This is a genomic window from Curtobacterium sp. MCPF17_047 (genome assembly GCF_003234045.1).
Lineage (GTDB): Bacteria > Actinomycetota > Actinomycetes > Actinomycetales > Microbacteriaceae > Curtobacterium.
Genome location: NZ_QKSF01000004.1, coordinates 95,678 through 118,281, shown reverse-complemented (window position 1 = coordinate 118,281; position 22,604 = coordinate 95,678). Strand labels below are relative to the sequence as shown.

Annotated in this window: 20 protein-coding genes and 1 pseudogene; 8 read left to right on the top strand and 13 right to left on the bottom strand. The window is 70.8% G+C overall.

All coding sequences use genetic code 11. The features are described from left to right. The first annotated feature begins 61 nt into the window (after window positions 1-61). Window positions 62-1,501 carry an NAD-dependent succinate-semialdehyde dehydrogenase gene (locus DEJ33_RS05800; protein WP_111194485.1) on the top strand — a complete coding sequence of 480 codons (1,440 nt, stop codon included), beginning with the start codon at window positions 62-64 and terminating at the stop codon, window positions 1,499-1,501. An 18-nt stretch (window positions 1,502-1,519) separates the two neighbouring features. Here the strand turns inward: DEJ33_RS05800 and DEJ33_RS05795 are convergent, their stop codons facing one another. From DEJ33_RS05795 to DEJ33_RS05755, 9 genes and pseudogenes are all read right to left on the bottom strand, one after another. After that, the gene (locus tag DEJ33_RS05795; RefSeq protein ID WP_111078247.1) at window positions 1,520-3,355 is read right to left on the bottom strand and encodes an ABC transporter ATP-binding protein; all 1,836 of its coding nucleotides are present in this window, start codon (window positions 3,353-3,355) and stop codon (window positions 1,520-1,522) included. Between the two features lie 106 nt (window positions 3,356-3,461). Continuing rightward, window positions 3,462-4,865 (bottom strand): MFS transporter, encoded by a 1,404-nt coding sequence (locus tag DEJ33_RS05790; RefSeq protein WP_111078323.1) that lies wholly within the window; start codon window positions 4,863-4,865, stop codon window positions 3,462-3,464. 244 nt (window positions 4,866-5,109) lie between these two features. Then, window positions 5,110-5,733, bottom strand: a pseudogene (gene ribA / locus DEJ33_RS05785) (GTP cyclohydrolase II); the annotation flags it as partial. Between the two features lie 29 nt (window positions 5,734-5,762). Beyond that, window positions 5,763-6,818: a bifunctional diaminohydroxyphosphoribosylaminopyrimidine deaminase/5-amino-6-(5-phosphoribosylamino)uracil reductase RibD gene (gene ribD, locus DEJ33_RS05780; protein ID WP_111078322.1), complete on the bottom strand. Its 1,056-nt coding sequence runs from the start codon at window positions 6,816-6,818 to the stop codon at window positions 5,763-5,765. Between the two features lie 68 nt (window positions 6,819-6,886). Beyond that, window positions 6,887-7,474, bottom strand: coding sequence for a GNAT family N-acetyltransferase (locus DEJ33_RS05775; RefSeq protein WP_111078246.1), 588 nt, complete (start codon window positions 7,472-7,474; stop codon window positions 6,887-6,889). Window positions 7,475-7,480: 6 nt separating this feature from the next. Continuing rightward, complete coding sequence (gene trpS, locus DEJ33_RS05770) at window positions 7,481-8,488, bottom strand: tryptophan--tRNA ligase (protein WP_111078245.1); 1,008 nt, start codon at window positions 8,486-8,488, stop codon at window positions 7,481-7,483. Between the two features lie 34 nt (window positions 8,489-8,522). Further along, complete coding sequence (locus DEJ33_RS05765) at window positions 8,523-9,365, bottom strand: exodeoxyribonuclease III (protein ID WP_111078244.1); 843 nt, start codon at window positions 9,363-9,365, stop codon at window positions 8,523-8,525. A 137-nt stretch (window positions 9,366-9,502) separates the two neighbouring features. After that, a complete protein-coding gene (locus DEJ33_RS05760) occupies window positions 9,503-9,775 on the bottom strand; it encodes an HPr family phosphocarrier protein (RefSeq protein WP_110902694.1) in 273 nt (90 codons plus the stop codon). A gap of 107 nt (window positions 9,776-9,882) precedes the next feature. Continuing rightward, the gene (locus DEJ33_RS05755; RefSeq protein ID WP_111078243.1) at window positions 9,883-10,653 is read right to left on the bottom strand and encodes a DeoR/GlpR family DNA-binding transcription regulator; all 771 of its coding nucleotides are present in this window, start codon (window positions 10,651-10,653) and stop codon (window positions 9,883-9,885) included. Between the two features lie 294 nt (window positions 10,654-10,947). On the opposite strand from DEJ33_RS05755, the gene ptsP reads away from it, so the two are divergent. The 7 genes from ptsP to DEJ33_RS05720 all read left to right on the top strand — a co-directional run bounded on the left by ptsP (window position 10,948) and on the right by DEJ33_RS05720 (window position 18,750). Further along, entirely contained in the window at window positions 10,948-12,603 is a 1,656-nt protein-coding gene (ptsP, locus tag DEJ33_RS05750; RefSeq protein ID WP_111078242.1) for a phosphoenolpyruvate--protein phosphotransferase, read from the top strand. A gap of 74 nt (window positions 12,604-12,677) precedes the next feature. Beyond that, the gene (locus DEJ33_RS05745) at window positions 12,678-14,237 is read left to right on the top strand and encodes a PTS mannitol transporter subunit IICB (protein ID WP_181421476.1); all 1,560 of its coding nucleotides are present in this window, start codon (window positions 12,678-12,680) and stop codon (window positions 14,235-14,237) included. Between the two features lie 74 nt (window positions 14,238-14,311). After that, entirely contained in the window at window positions 14,312-14,749 is a 438-nt protein-coding gene (locus DEJ33_RS05740; RefSeq protein ID WP_111078241.1) for a PTS sugar transporter subunit IIA, read from the top strand. After that, entirely contained in the window at window positions 14,746-15,897 is a 1,152-nt protein-coding gene (locus DEJ33_RS05735; RefSeq protein ID WP_111078240.1) for a mannitol-1-phosphate 5-dehydrogenase, read from the top strand. Before DEJ33_RS05740 ends, DEJ33_RS05735 begins: the two co-directional genes overlap by 4 nt. A gap of 114 nt (window positions 15,898-16,011) precedes the next feature. Continuing rightward, entirely contained in the window at window positions 16,012-16,944 is a 933-nt protein-coding gene (locus DEJ33_RS05730) for an NADP-dependent oxidoreductase (RefSeq protein WP_111078321.1), read from the top strand. A 225-nt stretch (window positions 16,945-17,169) separates the two neighbouring features. Next, complete coding sequence (locus DEJ33_RS17560) at window positions 17,170-17,916, top strand: DUF805 domain-containing protein (protein ID WP_258374767.1); 747 nt, start codon at window positions 17,170-17,172, stop codon at window positions 17,914-17,916. Between the two features lie 150 nt (window positions 17,917-18,066). After that, complete coding sequence (locus tag DEJ33_RS05720) at window positions 18,067-18,750, top strand: DUF805 domain-containing protein (RefSeq protein ID WP_111078239.1); 684 nt, start codon at window positions 18,067-18,069, stop codon at window positions 18,748-18,750. Between the two features lie 77 nt (window positions 18,751-18,827). On the opposite strand, the gene DEJ33_RS05715 is transcribed toward DEJ33_RS05720, so the two are convergent. The 4 genes from DEJ33_RS05715 to sdhD are packed head-to-tail and all read right to left on the bottom strand — an operon-like array spanning window position 18,828 to window position 22,594. After that, on the bottom strand, window positions 18,828-19,469 hold the full coding sequence (locus DEJ33_RS05715) for a TNT domain-containing protein (RefSeq protein ID WP_181436566.1): 642 nt from the start codon (window positions 19,467-19,469) through the stop codon (window positions 18,828-18,830). A gap of 51 nt (window positions 19,470-19,520) precedes the next feature. Then, a complete protein-coding gene (locus tag DEJ33_RS05710) occupies window positions 19,521-20,294 on the bottom strand; it encodes a succinate dehydrogenase iron-sulfur subunit (protein WP_110902701.1) in 774 nt (257 codons plus the stop codon). A 1-nt stretch (window position 20,295) separates the two neighbouring features. Then, window positions 20,296-22,089, bottom strand: coding sequence for a succinate dehydrogenase flavoprotein subunit (gene sdhA / locus DEJ33_RS05705; RefSeq protein ID WP_111078237.1), 1,794 nt, complete (start codon window positions 22,087-22,089; stop codon window positions 20,296-20,298). 58 nt (window positions 22,090-22,147) lie between these two features. Continuing rightward, complete coding sequence (sdhD, locus tag DEJ33_RS05700; RefSeq protein ID WP_111044342.1) at window positions 22,148-22,594, bottom strand: succinate dehydrogenase, hydrophobic membrane anchor protein; 447 nt, start codon at window positions 22,592-22,594, stop codon at window positions 22,148-22,150. Window positions 22,595-22,604: the final 10 nt, after the last annotated feature.

Here is a 22,604-nt window from a genome sequence, read left to right as displayed (position 1 = left end):
GACCAGCACCACGACCGCCACCAGCACCACGGTCGGTGACGAGCACGTCAGCGTCCCCGACGTGCCCACCGGCCTCTTCATCGGCGGCTCCTGGCGTCCCGCGAGCGGCGGTGCGACCTTCGACGTCCGCGACCCCTCCACCGGCACGGTCCTCGCGAGCGTCGCCGACGCCACCCCGGAGGACGGCATCGCCGCACTCGACTCCGCCGTCGCCGCACAGGCCGAGTGGGCGGCGACCGCACCCCGGCACCGCTCCGACCTGCTCCGGCGCACGTTCGACCTCGTGCACGAGCACGCCGACGACATCGCCGCGGTGATGACGCTCGAGATGGGCAAGCCGCTCGCCGAGTCCCGCGGCGAGGTCGTCTACGGTGCCGAGTTCCTCCGCTGGTTCTCGGAGGAAGCCGTACGCATCGGCGGCGACTACCGCACCAACCCGGAGGGCACCGGTCGCGGCATCGTCCTCAAGCGTCCGGTCGGCCCCGTCTACGCGATCACGCCGTGGAACTTCCCGCTGGCGATGGCCACCCGGAAGATCGCACCGGCGCTGGCCGCCGGGTGCACGGTCGTGCTGAAGCCCGCCGACCTCACCCCGCTGACCACGCTGTACCTGGTCGAGCTGTTCCGTCGTGCCGGGCTGCCGGACGGTGTCCTCAACGTGGTGCCGGCCTCGGACGCGAAGGCCCTGTCCGCGCCGGTCATCGCCGACCGCCGGCTGCGGAAGCTCACCTTCACCGGCTCGACCCCCGTCGGTTCGGCGCTGCTCAAGCAGGCGGCCGACAACGTCCTGAAGACGAGCATGGAGCTCGGGGGCAACGCTCCGCTCCTGGTGTTCGACGACGCCGACCTCGACCGGGCGGTGGACGCCGCGATGCAGGCAAAGTTCCGCAACGTCGGCGAGGCCTGCACCGCGGCCAACCGCTTCTTCGTGCAGGAGGGCATCGCGGACGCGTTCACCGCGGCACTCACCGAGCGGATCGACACGCTGCGCATCGGTCGGGGCACCGAGGACGGTACGGACATCGGTCCGCTCATCGACTCTCGCGCGGTCGACAAGGCCGCGGGGCTCGTGGACGACGCGGTCGATCGCGGCGCACGTCTCGTCACCGGTGGGGTGCGGGTCGAGCGCGAGGGCACGTTCTACGCTCCGACGCTCCTGGACGACGTCCAGCCCGGCTCGGACATCCTGACCACCGAGATCTTCGGACCGGTCGTGTCGATCACGCGCTTCGCGACGGAGGAGGACGGCATCCGCCTCGCCAACGACACGGAGTACGGCCTCGTCGCCTACGCGTTCACCGAGGACATGCGCCGTGGGCAGCGCCTGGCCGAACGGCTCGAGACGGGGATGCTCGGATGGAACACGGGGGTCGTGTCCAACGCGGCGTTCCCGTTCGGCGGTGTGAAGGCCTCCGGTCTCGGCCGCGAGGGCTCGCACGAGGGCCTCGAGGAGTACCTGGAGACGGTCTACGTCCTGACGCCGGACCCCTTCGCCGTCTGAGGCCCCGGCGGGAGGGCCTCAGACGAGGAGCTGGTGCTTCGCCAGGTCGCGGTAGAGCGGGGTGCTCTGCACGAGTTCGGAGTGGGTGCCGACACCGACGACGCGGCCGTGCTCGAGCACGACGATGACGTCGGAGTCCACCACGGTGGACAGTCGGTGGGCGATGACGAGCAGGGTGCGGTCCTCGGCGACGGCGTCGATCGCCAGGCGCATCTTCTGCTCGTTCACGCCGTCGAGTGAGGACGTCGACTCGTCGAGCAGGAGGATCGGGGGAGCGGCGAGCAGGGCCCGCGCGATGGCCAGGCGCTGCCGTTCCCCGCCGGAGAGCATCACGCCGTCCTCACCGACCTGTGCGTCGAGGCCGCGGGGGTCGCGGTGCAGCACGTCGCCGAGGTTCACGGCCTCGAGCACCCGGACGCACTCGGACTCGGACGCGTCCGGCGACCCGAGCAGCAGGTTCGCGCGGATCGTGCCGGCCAGCACGGGGGCGTCCTGTTCGACGTACCCGATCTGCGCCCGGAGTTCGCCGCGGTCGAGGCCGCGGACGTCCAGGCCACCAAGACGGATGACGCCGTCGGTCGGGTCGTAGAACCGCTCGATGAGCGCCAGCGTCGTCGACTTGCCGGCACCGGACGGACCGACCAGCGCGACACGGGAGCCGCGTGGGACGCTGAACGACACGTCGCGCAGCACCACCTGGTCGTCCTCGGCGCTCGGCGGCGCGGCACTGACGTCGCCCGCTCCTTCGGCCCCGTCCGTGCCGACCGCGTCCGGGGACACCGCGTACCGGAAGGTGACGTGCTCGAACGTGATCGCGTCGTCCGTGGCGATCGCGGCGGCCGGCCGGACCGCGGCGTCGTCCTGGTCCTCGGTCGGCAGGTGCAGGACCTCCTCGATGCGGCCGAGGGCGCCGAGCGCCTGCGCCACGGCGACGACCGCGCCGAGGGCCTGACCGAGCGGCATGATCATCATGAAGAGCAGCAGGATGAACGTGATGAGCGTCGCGATCGTGATCGTCCCCGCCGCGACCTGCGCGCCGCCGATGCCGAGCACGGCGATGAACGCGACCTGCATGACGATGCTCGCGACCGGCACCACGAACGCCGACATCCGGGCGATGACGAGCCCGCGCTGGTAGGCCTCCGTCGCGTGCTGGTCGACCTCGCTGACCTCGCGCGCCGTGGCACCCGCGGCACGGATGGTGCGGACGGCGCCGATGCCGCGCTCGACCGCGGCGGTGAGGTCGCCGACCTTCTCCTGCGCGGCCTTCGAGGCGACCCGGATGCGCCGGCTGAGGCCACCGACGACGACCACCGCGACGATGACGATGACGATCACCACGACGAGGAGCAGCGGGTCGATGATCGCCATCGCGATGACCGCGCCGGCGAAGGTGAGCGCGCCGCCGATGGACTCGATGAGCCCCTGCGTCAGGACGGCCCGGAGCAGCGTGGTGTCGCTGCCGACGCGGGACACCAGGTCACCGGTGCGTCGGACGTCGAACTCCGAGATCGGCAGGTTGAGGATCCGTGCGATGAGCTTGCGTCGGGTGGAGAGCACGACGCCTTCGCCGGCACGCTGCAGCAGGAAGTGCTGGACACCGTTCAGGACGCCGGCGACGAGCACCAGGACGACGAGCGCCCACACCAGCGCCGACATGCCGGTGCCCTGTTGGACGGCGGTCACGACCTGGTTCACGAGCAGCGGCTGCGCCAGGGACGCACCTGCCCCGAGGATGCTCAGCACGATGATGACGACCATCGCCGGCTTGTTCTCGAACAGGTAGGACAGCAGGCGACCGAAGGTGGCGCGGGGCCCGTCGGTCTTCTTCGGGCGTGCGAACGGGTTGCTCATCGTGCGTCGATTCTCTCACCGCGGGACCGACAGACGGACGGGAGGCTCCCCACCGGTGTGGTGGGGAGCCTCCCGTCCGTCAGGTGCTCGCGGAGGTGCACTCGCGCTACGGGGCGACGCGCTCCACGGCCCGCTGGTCGTCGACCGTGTCCGCGAGGTCGCTCCCGCGGGTCTCGCGGACGAGGAACAGCGCGACCAGCGTCACGACCGCCGCGATGGTCAGGTAGAGGCCGACGAGGAAGATGTTCCCGTCCGGCTGCCACAGCTTGAGGGCGATGGTCGGCGCGAGCGAGGCACCGAGGATCGACGCGACGTTGTACGCCAGTGCGGAGCCGGTGTACCGGACGTTGGTCGGGAACAGCTCCGGCAGCAGCGCGCCCATCGGACCGAACGTGAGCCCCATCAGCGACAGGCCGACGATCAGGAACGTGACCACGGTGATCGGTCCGTGAGCCGCCGCGAACCAGAACTGGAACGTCAGGCCGAAGAGCGCGATGCCGATGGTTGTCGGGATGAGCGTGCGGCGACGTCCGAACCGGTCGGCGAGCAGCCCCGCGATCGGCGTGCAGATGCCGAAGAAGACGACGCCGATCATGAGCAGTGACAGGAACTCGCCGCGCGAGTACCCGAGCCCGATCTTCGGGACGAGCTTCGACGCGGTGTCGCCCGCGGTGCCGTAGTTCAGCGTGAAGGTCGTCATGAAGTAGAAGAGCACGTAGGTCGCGACCATGCCGAAGGTGCCGACGACGACCGCGCGCCACGAGGTGCGGAACACCCGGCCGAGCGGGACCTTCGCGACCGAGCCGGACTCCTGGACGCCGCGGAACACGGTGGACTCGACCAGACGGAAGCGCACGTAGAGCCCGATGAGGACGAGCACGGAGGACACCAGGAACGGGATGCGCCATCCCCACGCCTGGAAGTCGGCGTTCGGGGTGCCGTCGGCGCCGGCAGGCAGCGCCGCGTTGATGATGATGAACAGGCCGTTGGCGAGCAGGAAGCCGATCGGGGCGCCGAGCTGCGGCATCGAGCCGAACACGCCGCGCTTGCCCTCGGGGGCGTTCTCGGTCGCGAGCAGTGCCGCGCCGGACCACTCGCCGCCGAGACCGACGCCCTGGGCGAAGCGGAGGACGGCCAGGAGCACGGGCGCCAGGACCCCGACCGAGCCGAAGGTCGGCAGGCAGCCGATGAGGAACGTCGCGGTGCCCATCACGAGCAGGGAGGCGACGAGGGTGGTCTTCCGGCCGACGCGGTCGCCGAAGTGACCGAACAGGATCGACCCGACCGGTCGGGCGAAGAACGCCAGCGCGAACGTCACGAACGAGGACAGCTGCGACGCCGTCGGGTCCTCGTTCGGGAAGAACAGGGTGGGGAAGACGAGGACGGCGGCGGTCGCGTAGACGTAGAAGTCGTAGAACTCGATGGAGGTGCCGACGAGGCTCGCGATGACGACGCGCGAGCGCGGGTTCGTCTTCGTGGCGGGCGTCGGGGTGGCCGGGGCGGCGGACATGCGTGTGAGGACCTTCGAGGTGCGCGCGCGTTCGAGGAGCGCTGCGGTGACCGGACGGCGGACTGGCGACACGGTTCGCGCGGGGTGGCGCGGGCACCGGGTCGGGTGCGTTCGGAGGTGGTGGTCCCGCTCGTGACGGGGCCCTCAGTGTACGACGGATGTCGGGCAGCTGCGAATCGACCCTGAGCTGGCCGTCAGTTCGCCCGGTCGGACGGTTGCCGGGCCGGTCAGTTGCTCGCGTCGGTCAGTTGCTCGCGCCGGTACCGAGGTGCGAGGGCAGCGTGTGGCCCATGCGGTCGCGCTTGGTGTCCAGGTACCCGGCGTTCTGCGCGGAGATCCCGACGACCAGCGGCACGAGGGAGTCCACCGTGATGCCGTGCTCCACCAGCTGTCGGCGCTTCTCGGGGTTGTTCGAGAGCAGCCGCACGCGGGTGATGCCGAGGTCGGCGAGGATCCCGGCGGCGCCGCCGTACTCCCGGGAGTCGGCGGGCAGGCCGAGCGCGAGGTTCGCGTCGAGCGTGTCGAGCCCGTCCTCCTGGAGGCGGTAGGCCTTGAGCTTGTTGATGAGGCCGATGCCGCGACCCTCGTGGCCCCGAAGGTAGACGACGACCCCGCCCTCGGCGGCGATGGTGTCGAGCGCGGCGTCGAGCTGCGGGCCGCACTCGCACTTCAGCGAACCGAAGGCCTCACCGGTCAGGCACTCGGAGTGCACCCGCACGAGTGCGCCGTCCGAGGGGGCCTGGCCGTCCGGGGTCTTCGCGATCACGGCGACGTGTTCCGCGCTCGTCACGAGGTCGCGGTAGGCGCGCATCTCGAAGAGGCCGTGCGTGGTCGGGACGTTCGTGGAGACCTCGAACGACACCGGGCTCCCGGGAGTGGCGGAGGTCAGTGCGTCGGTCATGTGGTGCTCCGGTCGGTGGGGGCCCCGTCGACCGCGCCGTCGGGCTCCGTGCCGTCAGGCTGTCGGGGGACCGTGCGGGCGCGGACCAGCAGGTCGGGGCCGAGGCTGGACGTTGACAGTACACGCAACATCCGCGCAGCGTGGATACTTCCCACGCCGATGTCCCCGAGTGCGACGCGGGGTCCGCCGAGGAGCACCGGGGCCAGGTACACGAGCAGTTCGTCGGCCAGTCCGGCGGCGATGAACGCGGACGCCACGGTGGGTCCGCCCTCGACGAGGACACTGTGGACGCCCCGCTGACGGAGCGAGCGGAGCGCGGCGTCGAGGTCGTGTCCGGGGATCGTGACGACCCCGCGGGGGTGGCGGTGCAGGGCGGCGTCCGCGGGCAGGGCCCGGTCGCCGAGGACGACGGGCAGCGGCTGGTCGGCGAGGAACTCCCCGGCGTCCCCGCGTGCGGTCAGGCTGGGGTCGTCGGCCAGGGCGGTGCCGGTGCCGACCAGGACGGCGTCGTGTGCGGCGCGCTGCTCGTGCACGTGCTGGCGGGCGGCGGCGCCGGTGATCCACCGGCTGGTGCCGTCGGCCGCGGCGGCGCGACCGTCCAGGCTGGCGGCCCACTTCACGGTCACCCAGGGGCGTCCGAGCCGGACCGAGAGCAGCCAGCGCTCGAGGAACGCCTCGGCCTGGTCGGCGAGGACGTCCGGCACCACGTCGACGCCGGCGGCTCGCAGCCGATCCGCGCCACCGTGGGCGGCGGGACCGGGATCGTCGACGGCGTACACGACCCGCGCGACGCCGGCTTCGATGAGGGCGACGGAGCACGGCCCGGTCCGGCCGACGTGGTCGCACGGTTCGAGGGTGACCACCGCGGTCGCGCCACGGAGCCGCGCCGGGTCGACCTTCCGCATCGCGTCGACCTCGGCGTGCGGGGTGCCCGCACCGCGGTGCCAGCCCTCGCCGAGGACGTCGCCGTCGGGGGAGAGCACGACGGCACCGACCCGGGCGTGGTCGCCGACGGCCGGTCCGCGGGCCGCGAGTTCGAGGGCCCGGCGCATCGCGCGGACCTCGGCGTCGCTGGCGGGCAGGCCGTTCGGCTCCGGGGCCGTGTCGGGTGCGGTGTGGCTCACGGAGCGAGACTACCGGCGGTCCCCGACGTCGATCCGGGAGGCCAGGGCAGGTCGGACGCGGGCGTCCCGTCCGCGCGCCGCAGCGCCTTCCACGCGGGGGCCGGCGAGCCGTCGCGATTCGGCACGAGGGCGTCACCGCTGCCGGTGTAGGTGAAGCCGGCACGACGGGCGACCGCGGCCGACGCGGTGTTGCCGACGTAGCACTCCCAGTACACGTCCGGGGCGCCCTGCGCGAACGCCCAGTCGACGACGAGCTCGACGGCCTCGGAGACGAGCCCCGTCCCACGGGCGCCCGGTGCCAGCCAGAACCCGAGGTCCCGGCGGGCCGTCCGGTAGCTGATGACACCGTCGAGCCAGGTCGACCCCTGCCGTCGGATCGCCCAGGTGTACTCGCGGTCGGACGCCCATCCGGGTCCGACGAGCGCGTCGACGAAGGACTGCGCGTCCTGCGCCCGGTACGGCTGCGGGATCGTCGTCCAGCGGACGATCTCCGGGTCCTGACAGGCCTCGGTGATGGCGGCCGTGTCGGCACGGGTCGGCATGTCGAGCCGGACCCGTGCCGACTCGAGCGTGACGGGGAGCACGGTCGATCAGTGGGCGCGGGGCACGAAGCCGATCGCGTCGTACACGCGGGCGAGCGTGGCCTCGGCGATCGACTCGGCCCGCTCGGCGCCGACCTCGAGCAGGCGGTCCAGCTCGGCCGGGTCGTCGAGGAGTTCGAGCGTCCGGGTGCGGACCGGCTCGAGCTCGGCGACGACCGCGTCGGCCACCTCGCCCTTCAGGTCGCCGTAGCCCTTGCCGACGAACGAGGCCTCGAGCTCGGCGACCGGGGTGTGGGTGAACGCGGAGAGGATCGCCAGCAGGTTCGTGACACCGGGCTTCCCGGCCCGGTCGGCGCGGATCTCCCGCTCGGTGTCGGTGACCGCCGACCGGATCTTCTTCGCGGTGCGCTTCGGCTCGTCGAGCAGCAGCACCAGGCCGCTGTCCGACGCCGCCGACTTGCTCATCTTGCTCGTTGGCTCCTGCAGGTCGTAGATCCGGGCGGTGTCGCCGAGGATCCGCGCTTCCGGCACGACGAACGTGTCACCGAAGCGGGAGTTGAAGCGGCCGGCGAGGTCCCGAGTCAGCTCGACGTGCTGCCGCTGGTCGTCGCCGACCGGCACCACCTGGGCGTCGTAGAGCAGGATGTCGGCGGCCATCAGCATCGGGTAGGTGAACAGCCCGACCGAGGCCGCCTCGGCACCCTGTCGCGCCGACTTGTCCTTGAACTGGGTCATCCGGCTCGCCTCGCCGAAGCCCGTGATGGTGTTGAGCACCCAGGCGAGCTGGGCGTGTGCGGGCACGTGCGACTGGATGAAGAGCGTCGACTTCGTCGGGTCGATGCCGGCGGCGATGTACTGCGCCGCGGTCCGTCGGGTGTTCTCGCGGAGCGCTGCCGGGTCCTGCGGCGACGTGATGGCGTGCATGTCGACCACGCAGTACACGGCGTCGTGGTCGTCCTGCAGGTCGCGCCACTGCATGAGGGCGCCGATGTAGTTGCCGAGGTGGAGGGACCCGGCCGAGGGCTGGATGCCGGAGAAGATGCGGGTGCTGGTCATGCGGGAGTCCTGGTGCTCGGGAGCGAGTGGGGGATCAGAGTTCGTAGTCGACGACCACGGGGGCGTGGTCGGACCATCGCTGGTCGTACGCGGCGGCCCGGTCGACGGTGTACGAGGTCACCGTCGCGGCGAGTTCGGGCGTCGCGACCTGGTAGTCGATGCGCCAGCCGGAGTCGTTGTCGAAGGCCTGCCCGCGCCAGGACCACCACGTGTACGGCCCGTCGACGTCACCGGCCTGGGCACGGCCGACGTCGACCCAGCCGAGGCCGGGTGCGGTGCTGCCGTCGGCACCCTCGACCGGTTCGCCGTCGGCGCCGAAGAACCGGCTGAAGTAGGCACGCTCGCGCGGCAGGAAGCCGGCGCGCTTGACGTTGCCCTTCCAGTTCTTGATGTCCCGCTGGTCGTGGCCGACGTTGAGGTCACCGACGACGACGGCGAGCGGGTTGTGCGCGCGGAGCGCGGGCAGCCGCTCGGTCATGGCGTCGAGGAACTTCCACTTCTCGTCCTGCTTCGGGGTGTCGACCTCGCCCGAGTGCACGTAGGTGGAGACGACCGTGACGGTCCGTCCGCCGATCTCGTAGTCGGCCTCCAGCCAGCGGCCGGCGGAGTCGAAGTCCTCGGCCCCGAGCTCGACCCGGTGCAGGTGCGCCCGGTGCCGCGAGGCGATGGCGACACCGGCGCGGCCCTTCGCCGACGCCGGGTCGTGCACGACGTCCCACTCGTCGCCGAGCAGACCGGTCAGGTCCTCGGTCGAGGCGCGGACCTCCTGCAGGGCGAGCACGTCGACGTCGCGCTCGGCGAGCCAGTCGCCCATCCCCTTCCGGAACGCAGCACGGATGCCGTTGACGTTGACGGTCGCGAGGCGCAGGCGTGTCATGCCGACCAGCCTATCGGCGGCGTCCGACGCGGCGGCGCGGACGTCAGCGGTGACCCGACGACGGACGGGAGGCCCGGTACCAGCTGGTACCGGGCCTCCCGTCCGATCTTGGTCGCGCAGGTCGCGCACAGGCCGGGTCAGGCGGCGTCGTGGTCCGTCTGCAGGAAGTCGACCAGGCTGTCCGCGGTGGTCTCGGCGTCGTCGCCGGACACGGTCAGCGCGACCTCGTCGCCGTTCTCGACGCCGAGGCCGAGGAGGCCGAGGATGCTGCCGGCGTTGGCCGACTTCTCACCCTTGGTGATGGTGACCTGGTGACCGGACGCGGTGACGGTCTGGACGAACAGCGACGCGGGTCGTGCGTGCAGGCCGGACGCGCTGGCGACGGTGACGGTGCGGGTGGCTTCGGACATCGATGGGCTCCTGTCGATGGGTGGTGCGCTCATGGTAGCGAGCGCCTGGCGGGTGGTTCCCGGGGTTGGTGGGACGCGGACGGGCCGGCGTGGTCGACGTCCCGTGGTCAGTCGCGCCCGGGCCAGAAGACCTCGGTGCCGGCGGCCTCGACCTCGCGCACCAGGTCCAGGTTGACGTCGGGGTCGGTGATGATCGTGTCGATCGCGGCGAGCGGAGCGACCCGACCGAACTCCTCGCGACCGAACTTGGTGTGGTCGGCGAGCAGGATGCTCCGGCGGGCGGACTTGATCATGGCGGACTTCACGGCGGCCTCGGCCATGTTGTGCGTCGTCAGCCCACGCTCGGGGGTGATCCCGTTGATGCTGACGAAGGCGACGTCGACGCTGACCATGCCGATGAGCTGGTGCGTCCACGTGCCGACGCCAGCGAGCGAATCGCTCCGGATGTTGCCGCCGAGCAGGTGCAGGTCGATGCCCGGGCGGTTGGCGACGGCCATCGCCACCGGCAGCGAGTGCGTGACGACGGTGAGACCGCGGTCGGTGGGCAGCATCTCGGCCAGGCAGATCGTCGACGTGCCGGCGTCGATCATCACGGAGCCGTTCTCCGGCAGCTCGGCGAGGGCCGCCTCGGCGATCACCATCTTCTCGGTCTGGTTGATGCCACCGCGGTCGCCGACGCCCGGGTGCAGGGTGATCCGCTCGACGGGGATCGCACCGCCGTGGGCGCGACGGACGAGTCCGCGGCGCTCGAGGCTGGTCAGGTCGCGGCGGATGGTCTCCGGCGTGACGGCGAGCAGTTCGGCGAGGTCCTTGACGTCGACCCGGCCGTGGGCGCGCGCCTGTTCGACGATGCGCTGGTGGCGTTCTGGTGCGTACATCGGGCCTCATCTGGTCGAGCGGGTCGCTCGGGTCGGGCTGTGCGTCCGGTCGGGGACGGCCATGTGGAGCGGAACGGACATGCTCGGGCACGATCCGTCCGGGAGGCCCGGGGCGCCTGTGGACGGCAAACGCAAACGGGCATCTGTTTCTGCATTTTTATCCCCGGATGTGTTTGTTTGTCAACGCGACGCGATGTATGGTGCTGCAGAGCCGTCCGGTCGCAGCACGCACCGGACGCAGCACCGCCCCCGAACCACCCACCGCTGCTGCGCGTGAGATGAAGGAGTCTCCCCATGTCCGATCTGCTCGGAACCGGCGTCGGCCGCGGCGTTGCCCACGGCCCCGTGCTCCGGATGGCGGACCCCCTGGGAACCCCTTCGACCGCCCCGCTCGAGGGTCCGGCCGACGACGCCAAGCAGGCCGTGCACACCGCGCTCGCCGCGGTGGCGGAGGACCTCAACAAGCGTGGACAGCTCGCCGGCGGCGACGCCCAGGCCGTGCTCGAGGCACAGGCGCTGATGGCCCAGGACCCGACCCTCCTCGACGACGTGCACGTCCGCATCGACGGCGGCACCAACGCCGAGCGCGCCGTGCACGAGGCGTTCGCGCAGTTCCGTGACCTGCTCGTCGGCATGGGGGGCTACATGGGGGAGCGCGCAGCAGACCTCGACGACGTCGCCCAGCGCATCGTCGCGAAGCTCCGCGGCGTCCCCGCACCGGGCGTGCCCGAGTCGGAGACCCCCTTCGTGCTCGTCGCCCGCGACCTCGCCCCGGCGGACACCGCCCTGCTCGACCTCGACAAGGTCCTGGCCCTCGTCACCCGTGACGGCGGCCCGACCTCGCACACCGCGATCCTCGCCCGGGCCAAGGGCATCACCGCCATCGTCGGCGTGACCGGTGCCGACGACCTCGCCGAGGGCCAGCACGTGGTCGTCGACGCCGGCGCAGGCACCGTCGTGACCGAGCCGTCCGACGAGCTCGTCGCCGACGTCGAGCAGCGCATCGCCGAGCGCCGTGCCGCCGCTGCCGCGCCCCTGACCGCCGGCGCCCTCGCCGACGGCCACGTCGTCCCGCTGCTCGCGAACCTCGGTAGCCCGGCCGACGCGCAGACCGCCGTCGACCTCGGCGCCGAGGGTGTCGGCCTGTTCCGCACCGAGTTCCTGTTCCTCGACTCGCCCACCGCCCCGACCGTCGCCTCGCAGCAGGCGTCGTACGAGCAGCTGCTCGCGGCGTTCCCCGGCAGGAAGGTCGTCGTCCGTGCGCTCGACGCCGGCGCCGACAAGCCACTGCCCTTCCTCACCGACAAGGACGAGGAGAACCCGGCGCTCGGCCGTCGTGGACTCCGGGCGCTCCGGAACCACCCGCAGGTGCTCCGCGACCAGCTGACCGCCCTCGCACAGGCCGACGCCGCGACCGAGGCCGACCTCTGGGTGATGGCCCCGATGGTCGCCGACGCCGAGGAGACCGAGTACTTCGTCGACCTCGCTCGCGAACTCGGCATCCGCACCGCCGGTGTGATGGCCGAGGTGCCCTCCCTGGCGCTGATGGCCGAGCAGGTGTTCCAGTCCGCCGACTTCGTCTCGATCGGCACGAACGACCTGACCCAGTACACGATGGCGGCCGACCGGATGCTCGGCACCGTCGCGCACTACCAGGACCCGTGGCACCCCGCCGTCCTGCGCCTCGTCGCCCAGCTCGGCACGGCCGGAGCGGACGCGGGCAAGGCGGTCGGCATCTGCGGCGAGGCCGCGGCCGACCCGCTGCTCGCCGTCGTCCTCGTCGGCCTCGGCGCCACCACGCTCTCCATGACCCCCGCGGCCCTCGCCGACGTGCGCGCCGAACTCGGCAAGCACACCCTCGACGAAGCCCGCGGGATGGCCCAGGCAGCACTCGCCGCGAGCACGGCAGCGGCCGCCAAGTCCGCTGCCGCCGCGGCGCACGCCGTCTGAGCCCGCACCTCGCCCCATCCCACAGCACCACACCCGATCCCTGCAGCAGCACCACACACAGAGAGTCAACGCACATGACAACGTCGTCCGTTGCAGCGCCAGACACCCGCGACAAGTCGCGGGGTGGCGCTCGCGTCGCCGTCCAGAAGTTCGGCACGTTCCTGTCCGGCATGGTGATGCCCAACATCGCGATCTTCATCGCGTGGGGCCTCATCACCGCCTTCTTCATCGAGACCGGTTGGACGCCCGTGGGCGTCCTCGGTGGTTTCGGTGAGACGAACGGCGTGGCCAACATCGGCCTCGTCGGCCCGATCCTCACCTACCTCATCCCGCTCGCGATCGCCTTCCAGGGCGGCCGGATGGTCTACGAGACCCGCGGCGCCGTCGTCGGTTCCGTGATGGCCATGGGCGTCATCATCGGCGCCAACGGCACGATCATGATCCTCGGCGCGATGATCTGTGGTCCGCTCGGTGCGTACCTCATCAAGCAGATCGACAAGATCTGGGACGGCAAGATCAAGCCCGGCTTCGAGATGCTCGTCAACAACTACGCCGCCGGCATCCTCGGCTTCGTGCTCGCGCTGATCGGCTTCTTCTGGCTGGCCCCGCTGTTCAAGCTCATCGCCGAGGGCCTCGGCGCCGCGGTGAAGTTCCTCGTCGACAGCTCGCTGCTGCCGCTCGCCAGCGTCATCATCGAGCCGGCGAAGGTCTTCTTCCTCAACAACGCGATCAACCACGGCGTGCTCGACCAGCTCGGTGCGCAGCAGGTCCAGGAGTCCGGCAAGTCGATCCTGTTCCTCCTCGAGGCGAACCCCGGCCCCGGTCTCGGCATCCTGCTCGCCTTCACCTTCTTCGGTGTCGGCATCGCCCGCTCGACCGCTCCCGGCGCGATCCTCATCCAGTTCTTCGGTGGCATCCACGAGATCTACTTCCCGTACGTGCTGCAGAAGCCGATCCTCTTCGTCGCCGTCATCCTCGGCGGTGCGACCGGTGTCGCCACGAACGTCGCCTTCCAGTCCGGCCTCGTCGCCCCGGCGTCGCCCGGGTCGATCATCGCGGTCCTGACCGCGACGGCGAAGGACAGCTACGTCGGTGTCATCCTGTCCGTCGTCCTGTCGGCTGCCGTGTCCTTCGCGGTGGCGTCGTTCTTCCTGATCGCCAGCCGCAAGCGTGACCTGGCCTCCGGCAACGGCGGCGACATGAGCGCCGCGATGGCGAAGCTCCAGCAGAACAAGGGCCGCGACGTCAACGCCGCGACCTCGGGCCTGCTCGGCACCAACTCCCCGGCCAACGAGGAAGAGGCCGAGGCCTCCCTCGGGGGCGTCGGCTCCGCCAGCACCGCCACGGCGACGCGCGTCGAGAACGTCGTCTTCGCCTGCGACGCCGGCATGGGCTCGAGCGCCATGGGTGCGAGTGTCCTGCGGAACAAGATCAAGAAGGCTGGTATCGAGGGTGTCACGGTCGTCAACAAGGCGATCGCGAACCTCTCGGGTGACGAGGACCTCATCATCACCCAGGAGGAGCTCACGGACCGCGCGAAGCAGAAGAACCCGAACGCACAGCACGTGTCGGTCGGCAACTTCATGAACGCGCCGCAGTACGACCAGGTCGTCGACCAGCTCAAGAACCAGTAAGACAAGAGCACGATGGGGGAGGGGACGGGCGACCGTCCCCTCTTCCGCCGTCCACCACGAACAAGGAGAACCGTATGCCCGTCCTGCAGGAGAGCCAGATCCGCATCCACACCGAGGACGCTGCGCCGACCAAGTCGGAGGCGATGAAGGAGGCGGCTGCGATCCTCCAGGAGGTCGGCGCGGTCACCGCGGACTACTACCCCGCCATGCTCGAGCGCGAGAAGAGCGTCTCGACCTACATGGGCAACTACCTGGCGATCCCGCACGGCACGAACGACGCGAAGGACGCCATCAAGGCCTCTGCGCTGTCGTTCGTCCGCTACGCCACCCCGATCGACTGGGACGGCAACGACGTCCGCTTCGTCGTCGGCATCGCCGGCGTGAACAACGAGCACCTCGACATCCTCAGCAAGATCGCGATCGTGTTCTCGGACGAGGACCAAGTCCAGGCACTGACGGACGCCCCCGACGCGGCCGCGATCCTCGCGATCCTCGGTGAGGTCAACGAGTGAGCACCGCCGTCCACTTCGGAGCCGGCAACATCGGCCGCGGTTTCGTCGGTCTGCTGCTCCACCAGGCCGGGTACGAGGTCGTCTTCGCCGACGTCGCCGCTCCGCTGATCGACGCCCTGGCCGCTGCCGACTCGTACACCGTGCACGAGGTCGGCGCGGGCGCCCAGGACCACGTCGTCACCGGGTTCCGTGCCGTGAACAGCGCGCAGGACGAGGCCGGTGTCGTCGCCGAGATCGCGACCGCCGACATCGTCACCTGCGCCGTCGGCCCGACGGTCCTGAAGTTCATCGCCCCCGTCATCGCGAGGGGGCTGCAGCAGCGCTCCGTCGATGCCGCGCCGCTCGCCGTGATGGCATGCGAGAACGCGATCAACGCCACCGACCGCCTCCGCGAGTTCATCGTCGACGCGTTGCCGGAGGACGAGCGGGCCGATGCCCTGGCGAAGGCCGTCTTCGCGAACACCGCCGTGGACCGCATCGTCCCCGCACAGGCTCCGGGGGGCGGGCTCGACGTCACCGTCGAGACCTACTTCGAATGGGCCATCGACCGCACGCCCTTCCACGGTGCCGAGCCGGAGCTGCCGGGCGCGCACTACGTCGACGGCCTCGCCGCGTCGATCGAGCGCAAGCTCTTCACGGTGAACACCGGGCACGCCACCGTCGCGTACCACGGGTTCCTCGCCGGTGCGGACCGGATCTCCGACGCCGTCGCGATGCCCGCGGTCCGTTCGGCGCTCGAGGCCGTGCTCGCCGAGACGAGCGACCTGCTCGTCCGTCGACACGAGCTCGACCCCGAGGTGCACCGGGCCTACGTGGAGGCCATCATCGGCCGCTTCGAGAACCCGCACCTGCCGGACACGGTCACCCGCGTCGGCCGCCAGCCGCTGCGCAAGCTCTCCCGCGACGAGCGGTTCGTGTCGCCGGCCGCCGCCCTCGCCGAGAACGGCACCGAGCCGACCGCGCTCCTCGACGCGATGGGTGCCGCACTCCGGTTCGACGTCGCGGACGACGAGCAGAGCGTCGAGTTGCAGGCGCTGCTGCACTCGGACCGATCGGACGCCGACATCGCCTCCGAGATCACCGGCCTCGGTGGCGAGCACCCGCTGCACGCCTCGTTCACGGGCCGGGTCGGCGCCGCCCGCGCCTGACGGGCGTCATCTGACCCGACGGGAGGCCCGGTACCAGCTGGTACCGGGCCTCCCGTCGCGTCTCGGTGCCGCACGCTCGACGACGCCGCCATGCCCGCGAGTACCGTCGCGGACATGACGAAGCAGTGGGTGGCACCGCGTCCGGGCGGCAGTGACGTGTTCGAACTGGTCGACGTCGAGGTGCCGGCCCCGGGCCCCGGCGAGGTTACCGTCCGCGTCCGGGCCGCCGGGATGAACCCCGCCGACGCGAAGCACACGCAGCGGGGCGACCCGTCCGACTTCCCCGTGCCGATCGGGTACGAGGTCGCCGGCGTCGTCAGCGCCGTCGGACCCGACACGACGATCGCGTCCGGCCCGGTCGCCGTCGGGGACGAGGTCCTGGCGTTCCGGGTCAGCGGTGGCTGGGCCGAGGAGCTCACGCTGCCCGCGGCGGACGTGTTCGCCAAGCCGCCGTTGCTCGGGTTCCCGGAGGCCGCGAACCTGCTGCTCGCGGGCACGACGGCGGCGGACCTCATCCGCGTCACGGGCGTGCAGTCGGGCGACACGGTGCTCGTGCACGGCGCCTCCGGGGCGGTCGGGGTCAGCCTGCTCCAGCAGCTCCGTGCGCTCGGCGCGCGTGCGATCGGCACCGCCTCCGAGGCGAACGCCGACACCGTCCGCGGACACGGCGGTACGTGGGTCGCGTACGGGGACGGACTGGAGGGCCGCGTCCGTGACCTCGCCGCCTCCGGTGTCGACGTGGCCCTGGACTGCGTCGGGTCGGACGAAGCCGTCGACGTCTCGTTGTCCCTGGTGGCGGACCGGAGTCGCATCGCGACCATCGCCGCCTTCGGGCGCGCGGAGGAGGCAGGCATCACCGCGATCGGCGGAGCCCAGCCCGACAGCGCCGCGTTCCGGGACTCGGTGCGGGCGCGCCTCATCGACCTGGCCGGACGCGGCGAGCTCGTCGTGCCGGTGGCCCGGACCTTCCCGCTCGCCGAGGCTCGGGCGGCCCTCGAGCTGCTCGAGTCGGGGCACCCGGGCGGGAAGCTGGCGCTGCTGCCCTGAGCCCTGCGCCCTGAGCGGTGTCGACGCGGGCAGGTGCTGCGCCGGTGTCGTGGGCGTGTGCCGTCGCGGCGCTGCTGTCCTGACGGAGCCGGGGCTGGCACACTGGATCCAGCGCGCGGAGTCAGTGTGCGGGGGAGCAGGACGGCGGGGCACGGGTCCCGGCGGTCGGCACCATCGCCCGGATCGCCGCGGGTACACCGACCCCGCACCCCGGAAGGAACCGCCGTGAGCGACCAGTACCCCCAGGACCCGTACGCCAAGCGTCCGGGTGACGAGCCCGACCCGTCGCAGGGGTCGCCGTACGGGCAGCAGCCGCCGGCGCAGTCGCCGTACGGGCAGCAGCCCTCCGGGTCCCCCTACGGGCAGCCCGCGCAGCAGCCGCCGTACGGCCAGCAGCCCTCCGGACAGCCGACGCAGCAGCCGCCGTACGGCCAGCAGGCCCCGTACGCGCAGCCCGGGCAGTACGGGCAGCAGTCGCCGTACGGGCAGCCCGCGCAGCCGGGTCAGCCGGGCCAGTACGGTCAGCAGCCGGGGCAGTTCGCCCAGCCGCAGTCGTACGGGCAGCAGCCGGTGGCGCAGGGCGAACCCCCGCTCTGGGCGCCCTGGTACGGCATCCCGTTCCCGAAGGCGTTCACGCGCTTCTGGAAGAAGTACGTGCGCTTCGACGGTCGCGCCAGCCGCAGCGAGTTCTGGTTCTGGGCGCTCTGGTGGGCGATCGGCAACATCGTCACGAACCTGATCGACACCGTCATCGGCGGCAGCGACTCGAACGTGGTCGGCGGACTCTGGGCGCTCGCGACCCTCGTCGGGTTCATCGCGCTCACCGTGCGCCGCCTGCACGACGTGAACTTCTCGGGCCTCCTGGCGCTGCTGTTCATCATCCCGCCGATCGGTGTGCTCTTCGCCATCGTGATCGGCTGCATCCCCTCCGTCCGTGAGGGTGCCCGCTTCGACCAGCCGAACCGCGGCTGAACGACGACTCCCGGCGGCCCTGCCACGTGGTCGGGCCGCCGTGGTGACCCGTGGGGCTGCCCCTCGGTCGGGGGTCGTCACGTTCCCCCCGGTGTGGACCGTTCCTGGTTGACTCAGAGCCGAGCACCACTCGACACCAGGGGAGACACCGTGAGCGACAACCCGCAGCAGCCGTACGGCAAGCCGGACGACCAGCAGCCGTACGGGCAGCAGAACCCGTTCGGACAGCAGCAGCAGGGACAGCAGCAGGGACAGCAGTACGGCCAGCAGGGCCAGCAGCAGTACGGCCAGCAGCAGCAGTACGGCCAGCAGGGCCAGTACGGCCAGCAGCCGCAGGGCTACGGTCAGCCCGTCCAGACCGGGCCGAACGGTGAGCCGCCGCTGTGGGCCCCGTGGTACGGCATCTCGTTCCCGAACGCCGTGAAGCGGTTCTTCAAGAAGTACGTCCGGTTCGACGGTCGCGCCAGCCGGAGCGAGTTCTGGTGGTGGTACCTCGCCAGCTTCATCGTCTTCGCCGTGCTCTGGACCCTCGTCGGTGTCGGGTTCGCGATGTCCGAGCGGCAGACCGTCAGCACCGGGTACAGCGTCACGTCGGTGATGACCTCTCCGTCGCCGCTCTACCTCATCGCCTACTCGATCGTGGGCCTCTTCTCGCTCGCCATCCTGCTGCCGACGCTCGCGCTGGCGTGGCGACGACTGCACGACGGGAACTTCGCCGGGCCGTTCTACCTGCTCGTCCTCATCCCGTTCGTCGGGCCGATCATCGTGCTCGTGCTGTTCCTCCTGCCCTCGAAGCCCGAGGGCCAGCGGTTCGACCGCCCCGAGCGCGGCTGACGCACCACTCCACGAAGAAGCCCTCCTGCCCCGGTCGGGGAGGAGGGCTTCGTCGTGGGACGGAACGGACTGACGACTCAGACCACGCGGACGCGGGCCAGCGATCCGTCGACGACCAGGTCGCGGACGGTCGAGGTCGGGTTCGCGATCTCGAACCGGAGCGCACCGCCCGGCTGGTCGAACCACGGCCGCACGAACCGGACGGTGACGAGGAACGGGCGCTCGACGACGTACCGGTGCACCTCGGGGGAGGCGGCCGTGTGCGGCGGCAGCGATCGTGCCGGCAGCGGCGTCTCGAGCGGGTGCAGGAGGTAGCCGTCCGGTCCGCCGATACGGTCGACGGGGACGCCGGCGGGGATCTGGATGGTCAGACCGGCGTCACCGGTCGAGGCGACCTGCTGCGCCAGCTGCGGGTAGGTCGACGCCGACCGGTCCCGCATCTGGTCGAGGTCACTGCGGCGGATGTCGCGTGCGTCCGGGAACGGCCGGTTCAGGAAGCGCCGGAGCATCTCGACCGCGTCAGCCTCGTTGCCGGCCGTGGCCAGGCGACGGGCGGTGCCGTAGTCGACGACCTCGAGCGCGAAGGAGCCGGCGTCGACCGGGACGATGCGCAGTGCACCCTCCACCGGCGGCTCGTGGAGCGTCTCACCGGGGAGCTGCACGTACCGGACCGTGTAGCCGAGCTGATCCAGGATGGGGCGGGTGTCCGCGAACGTCATGAGCGGGAGCCTAGCGCGCCCGCCCATGACGTTCCTGTCGGCATCGGCGTGCTACGCCCGGCCGCGCATGACGGCCTGCTTGACCTCGGAGATCGCCTTCGTCACCTGGATACCGCGGGGGCAGGCGTCGGTGCAGTTGAAGGTCGTGCGGCAGCGCCAGACGCCTTCCTTGTCGTTGAGGATGTCCAGGCGCACGTCGGCCGCGTCGTCGCGGGAGTCGAAGATGAAGCGGTGCGCGTTGACGATCGCCGCCGGGCCGAAGTACTGGCCGTCGGTCCAGAACACCGGGCACGAGGACGTGCACGCGGCGCAGAGGATGCACTTGGTGGTGTCGTCGAAGCGGGCACGGTCGGCCACCGACTGGATGCGCTCCTTGCCCTTCTCCGGCGCCGACTTCGGCTGCAGGAACGGCTGCACCTCGCGGAACGACTTGAAGAAGGGCTCCATGTCGACGATGAGGTCCTTCTCGAGCGGCAGGCCCTTGATCGCCTCGACGTAGATCGGCTTCGAGATGTCCAGGTCCTTGATCAGCGTCTTGCACGCCAGGCGGTTGCGGCCGTTGATGCGCATCGCGTCGGAGCCGCACACGCCGTGCGCGCAGGAGCGTCGGAACGTCAGCGACCCGTCCTGCTCCCACTTGATCTTGTGCAGCGCGTCCAGGATGCGGTCGGTCGGCAGCATCATGACGTCGAAGTCCTGCCAGCGCGGCTCGTCGTCCACGTCGGGATCGAAGCGTCGGACGATCACCGTCACGGAGAACGATCCGGGAGGGGCGTCCTGCACGGTGTCGGTGCGGGGCGCGTCGGAGACCAGGGTGTCGGTCATCTCAGTACTTCCTCTCCATCGGCTGGTACCGGGTGATCACGACCGGCTTCCAGTCGAGCGTGATGTGGTCGTCGGCGAGGGACGAGTGCGGGTCGCCCGTCAGGTACGCCATGGTGTGCCGCATGTAGTTCTCGTCGTCGCGCTTCGGGTAGTCGTCGCGCATGTGGCCGCCGCGGGACTCCTTGCGGTTCCGTGCCGAGTACACGACGACCTCGGCCAGGTCGAGCAGGAACCCGAGCTCGACCGCTTCGAGCAGGTCGGTGTTGAACCGCTTGCCCTTGTCCTGCACCGAGACCTGCATGAAGCGGTTCCGGAGCGTGTGGATGGTCTCCGTCACGCGGGCGAGGGACTCGTCGGTGCGGAACACCTGCGCGTTCTTGTCCATCTCCTCCTGCAGCTCCTTGCGGAGCACGGAGACACGTTCGGTCCCGGTGGAGGCCCGGAGCTGCTCGAGCATGCCGCGCACGTTCGCCGCGGGGTCCTCGGGCAGCGGCAGGAACTCGGCCGTCTGCACGTACTCGGCGGCGTTGTTGCCCGAGCGCTTGCCGAACACGTTGATGTCGAGCAGCGAGTTCGTCCCGAGACGGTTCGAGCCGTGCACCGAGACGCAGGCGCACTCGCCGGCGGCGTAGAGACCTGGGACGACGGTGTCGTTGTCCGAGAGGACCTCGGCCTTGACGTTGGTCGGGATGCCGCCCATCGCGTAGTGCGCGGTCGGCATCACCGGCACCGGCTCGACGACCGGGTCGACGCCCAGGTAGGTGCGGGCGAACTCGGTGATGTCGGGCAGCTTCGTCTCGAGCACCTCGGCACCGAGGTGCGTGCAGTCGAGCAGCACGTAGTCCTTGTTCGGACCGGCGCCGCGTCCCTCGGCGACCTCCTGCACCATGCAGCGGGCGACGATGTCGCGCGGCGCGAGGTCCTTGATGGTCGGGGCGTAGCGCTCCATGAACCGTTCACCCGAGGCGTTGCGGAGGATCGCGCCCTCGCCACGGGCGCCCTCGGTCAGCAGGATGCCGAGGCCCGCGAGCCCGGTCGGGTGGAACTGGAAGAACTCCATGTCCTCGAGCGGCAGCCCGGTCCGCCAGACGATGCCGACACCGTCACCGGTGAGCGTGTGTGCGTTCGAGGTGGTCTTGTACATCTTGCCGAAGCCACCGGTCGCGAAGACCATCGCCTTCGCGTGGAACACGTGCAGCTCCCCGGTCGAGAGCTCGAACGCGACCACGCCGGCCGGCTGCTTGCGGGTGACGCCGTCGTCGCCCACCACGTCGACCATGATGAGGTCGAGCGCGTAGAACTCGTTGAAGAAGTTGACCCCGAGCTTCACGCAGTTCTGGAACAGCGTCTGCAGGATCATGTGGCCGGTGCGGTCGGCCGCGTAGCAGGCACGGCGGACCGGGGCCTTGCCGTGGTCTCGGGTGTGGCCACCGAACCGTCGCTGGTCGATCTTGCCCTCGGGCGTCCGGTTGAACGGCAGGCCCATGTTCTCGAGGTCGATGACCGCGTCGATGGCCTCCTTCGCCAGGATCTCGGCGGCGTCCTGGTCGACCAGGTAGTCGCCGCCCTTGATGGTGTCGAAGGTGTGCCACTCCCACGAGTCCTCTTCGACGTTCGCGAGGGCGGCCGCCATGCCGCCCTGCGCCGCTCCGGTGTGGGAGCGCGTCGGGTACAGCTTCGAGATGACGGCGGTTTTCGCCTTCGGCCCGGCTTCGATGGCGGCCCGCATGCCGGCGCCTCCTGCGCCGATGATGACGATGTCGAACTGGTGGTGGTGCACGGTGATGTCGGTCACAGGGGTCTTTCGATCAGGAGGTGGAGCGTGCGGGGTGTCGGCGGGTGCGGTACGACGTCTACTGCGCGGGGCAGAAGGACGGCAGGTCCGCAGCGGCAGCGCCGGCGGGGCACGGGTCGAACGTCCAGCACACGAGCGTGCCGAGGACGATGAGGAGGACACACGCGACGAGCACGGCGCCGAGCAGGGTCTTGCGGACCCCGGCCTTGCCGACGTAGTCGTTGATGATCGTGCGCATGCCGTTCGAGCCGTGGATCAGCGCGAGCCAGAGCATCAGCGTGTCCCAGATCCGCCAGAACGGGCTCGCCCACTTGCCGGCGACGAAGGCGAAGTCGATCTGCTTGACGCCTTCGCCGGCGACCATGTTCACGAAGAGGTGGCCGAAGATGAGGACGACGAGCAGCACGCCCGAGGCCCGCATGTAGATCCAGCCCCACTTCTCCCAGTTGGTGGTGCGGCGGGCGGCGTCGGCGCTGCGGGGCGGTGCGACGGTCTCGGTGGTCATGACAGCCCTC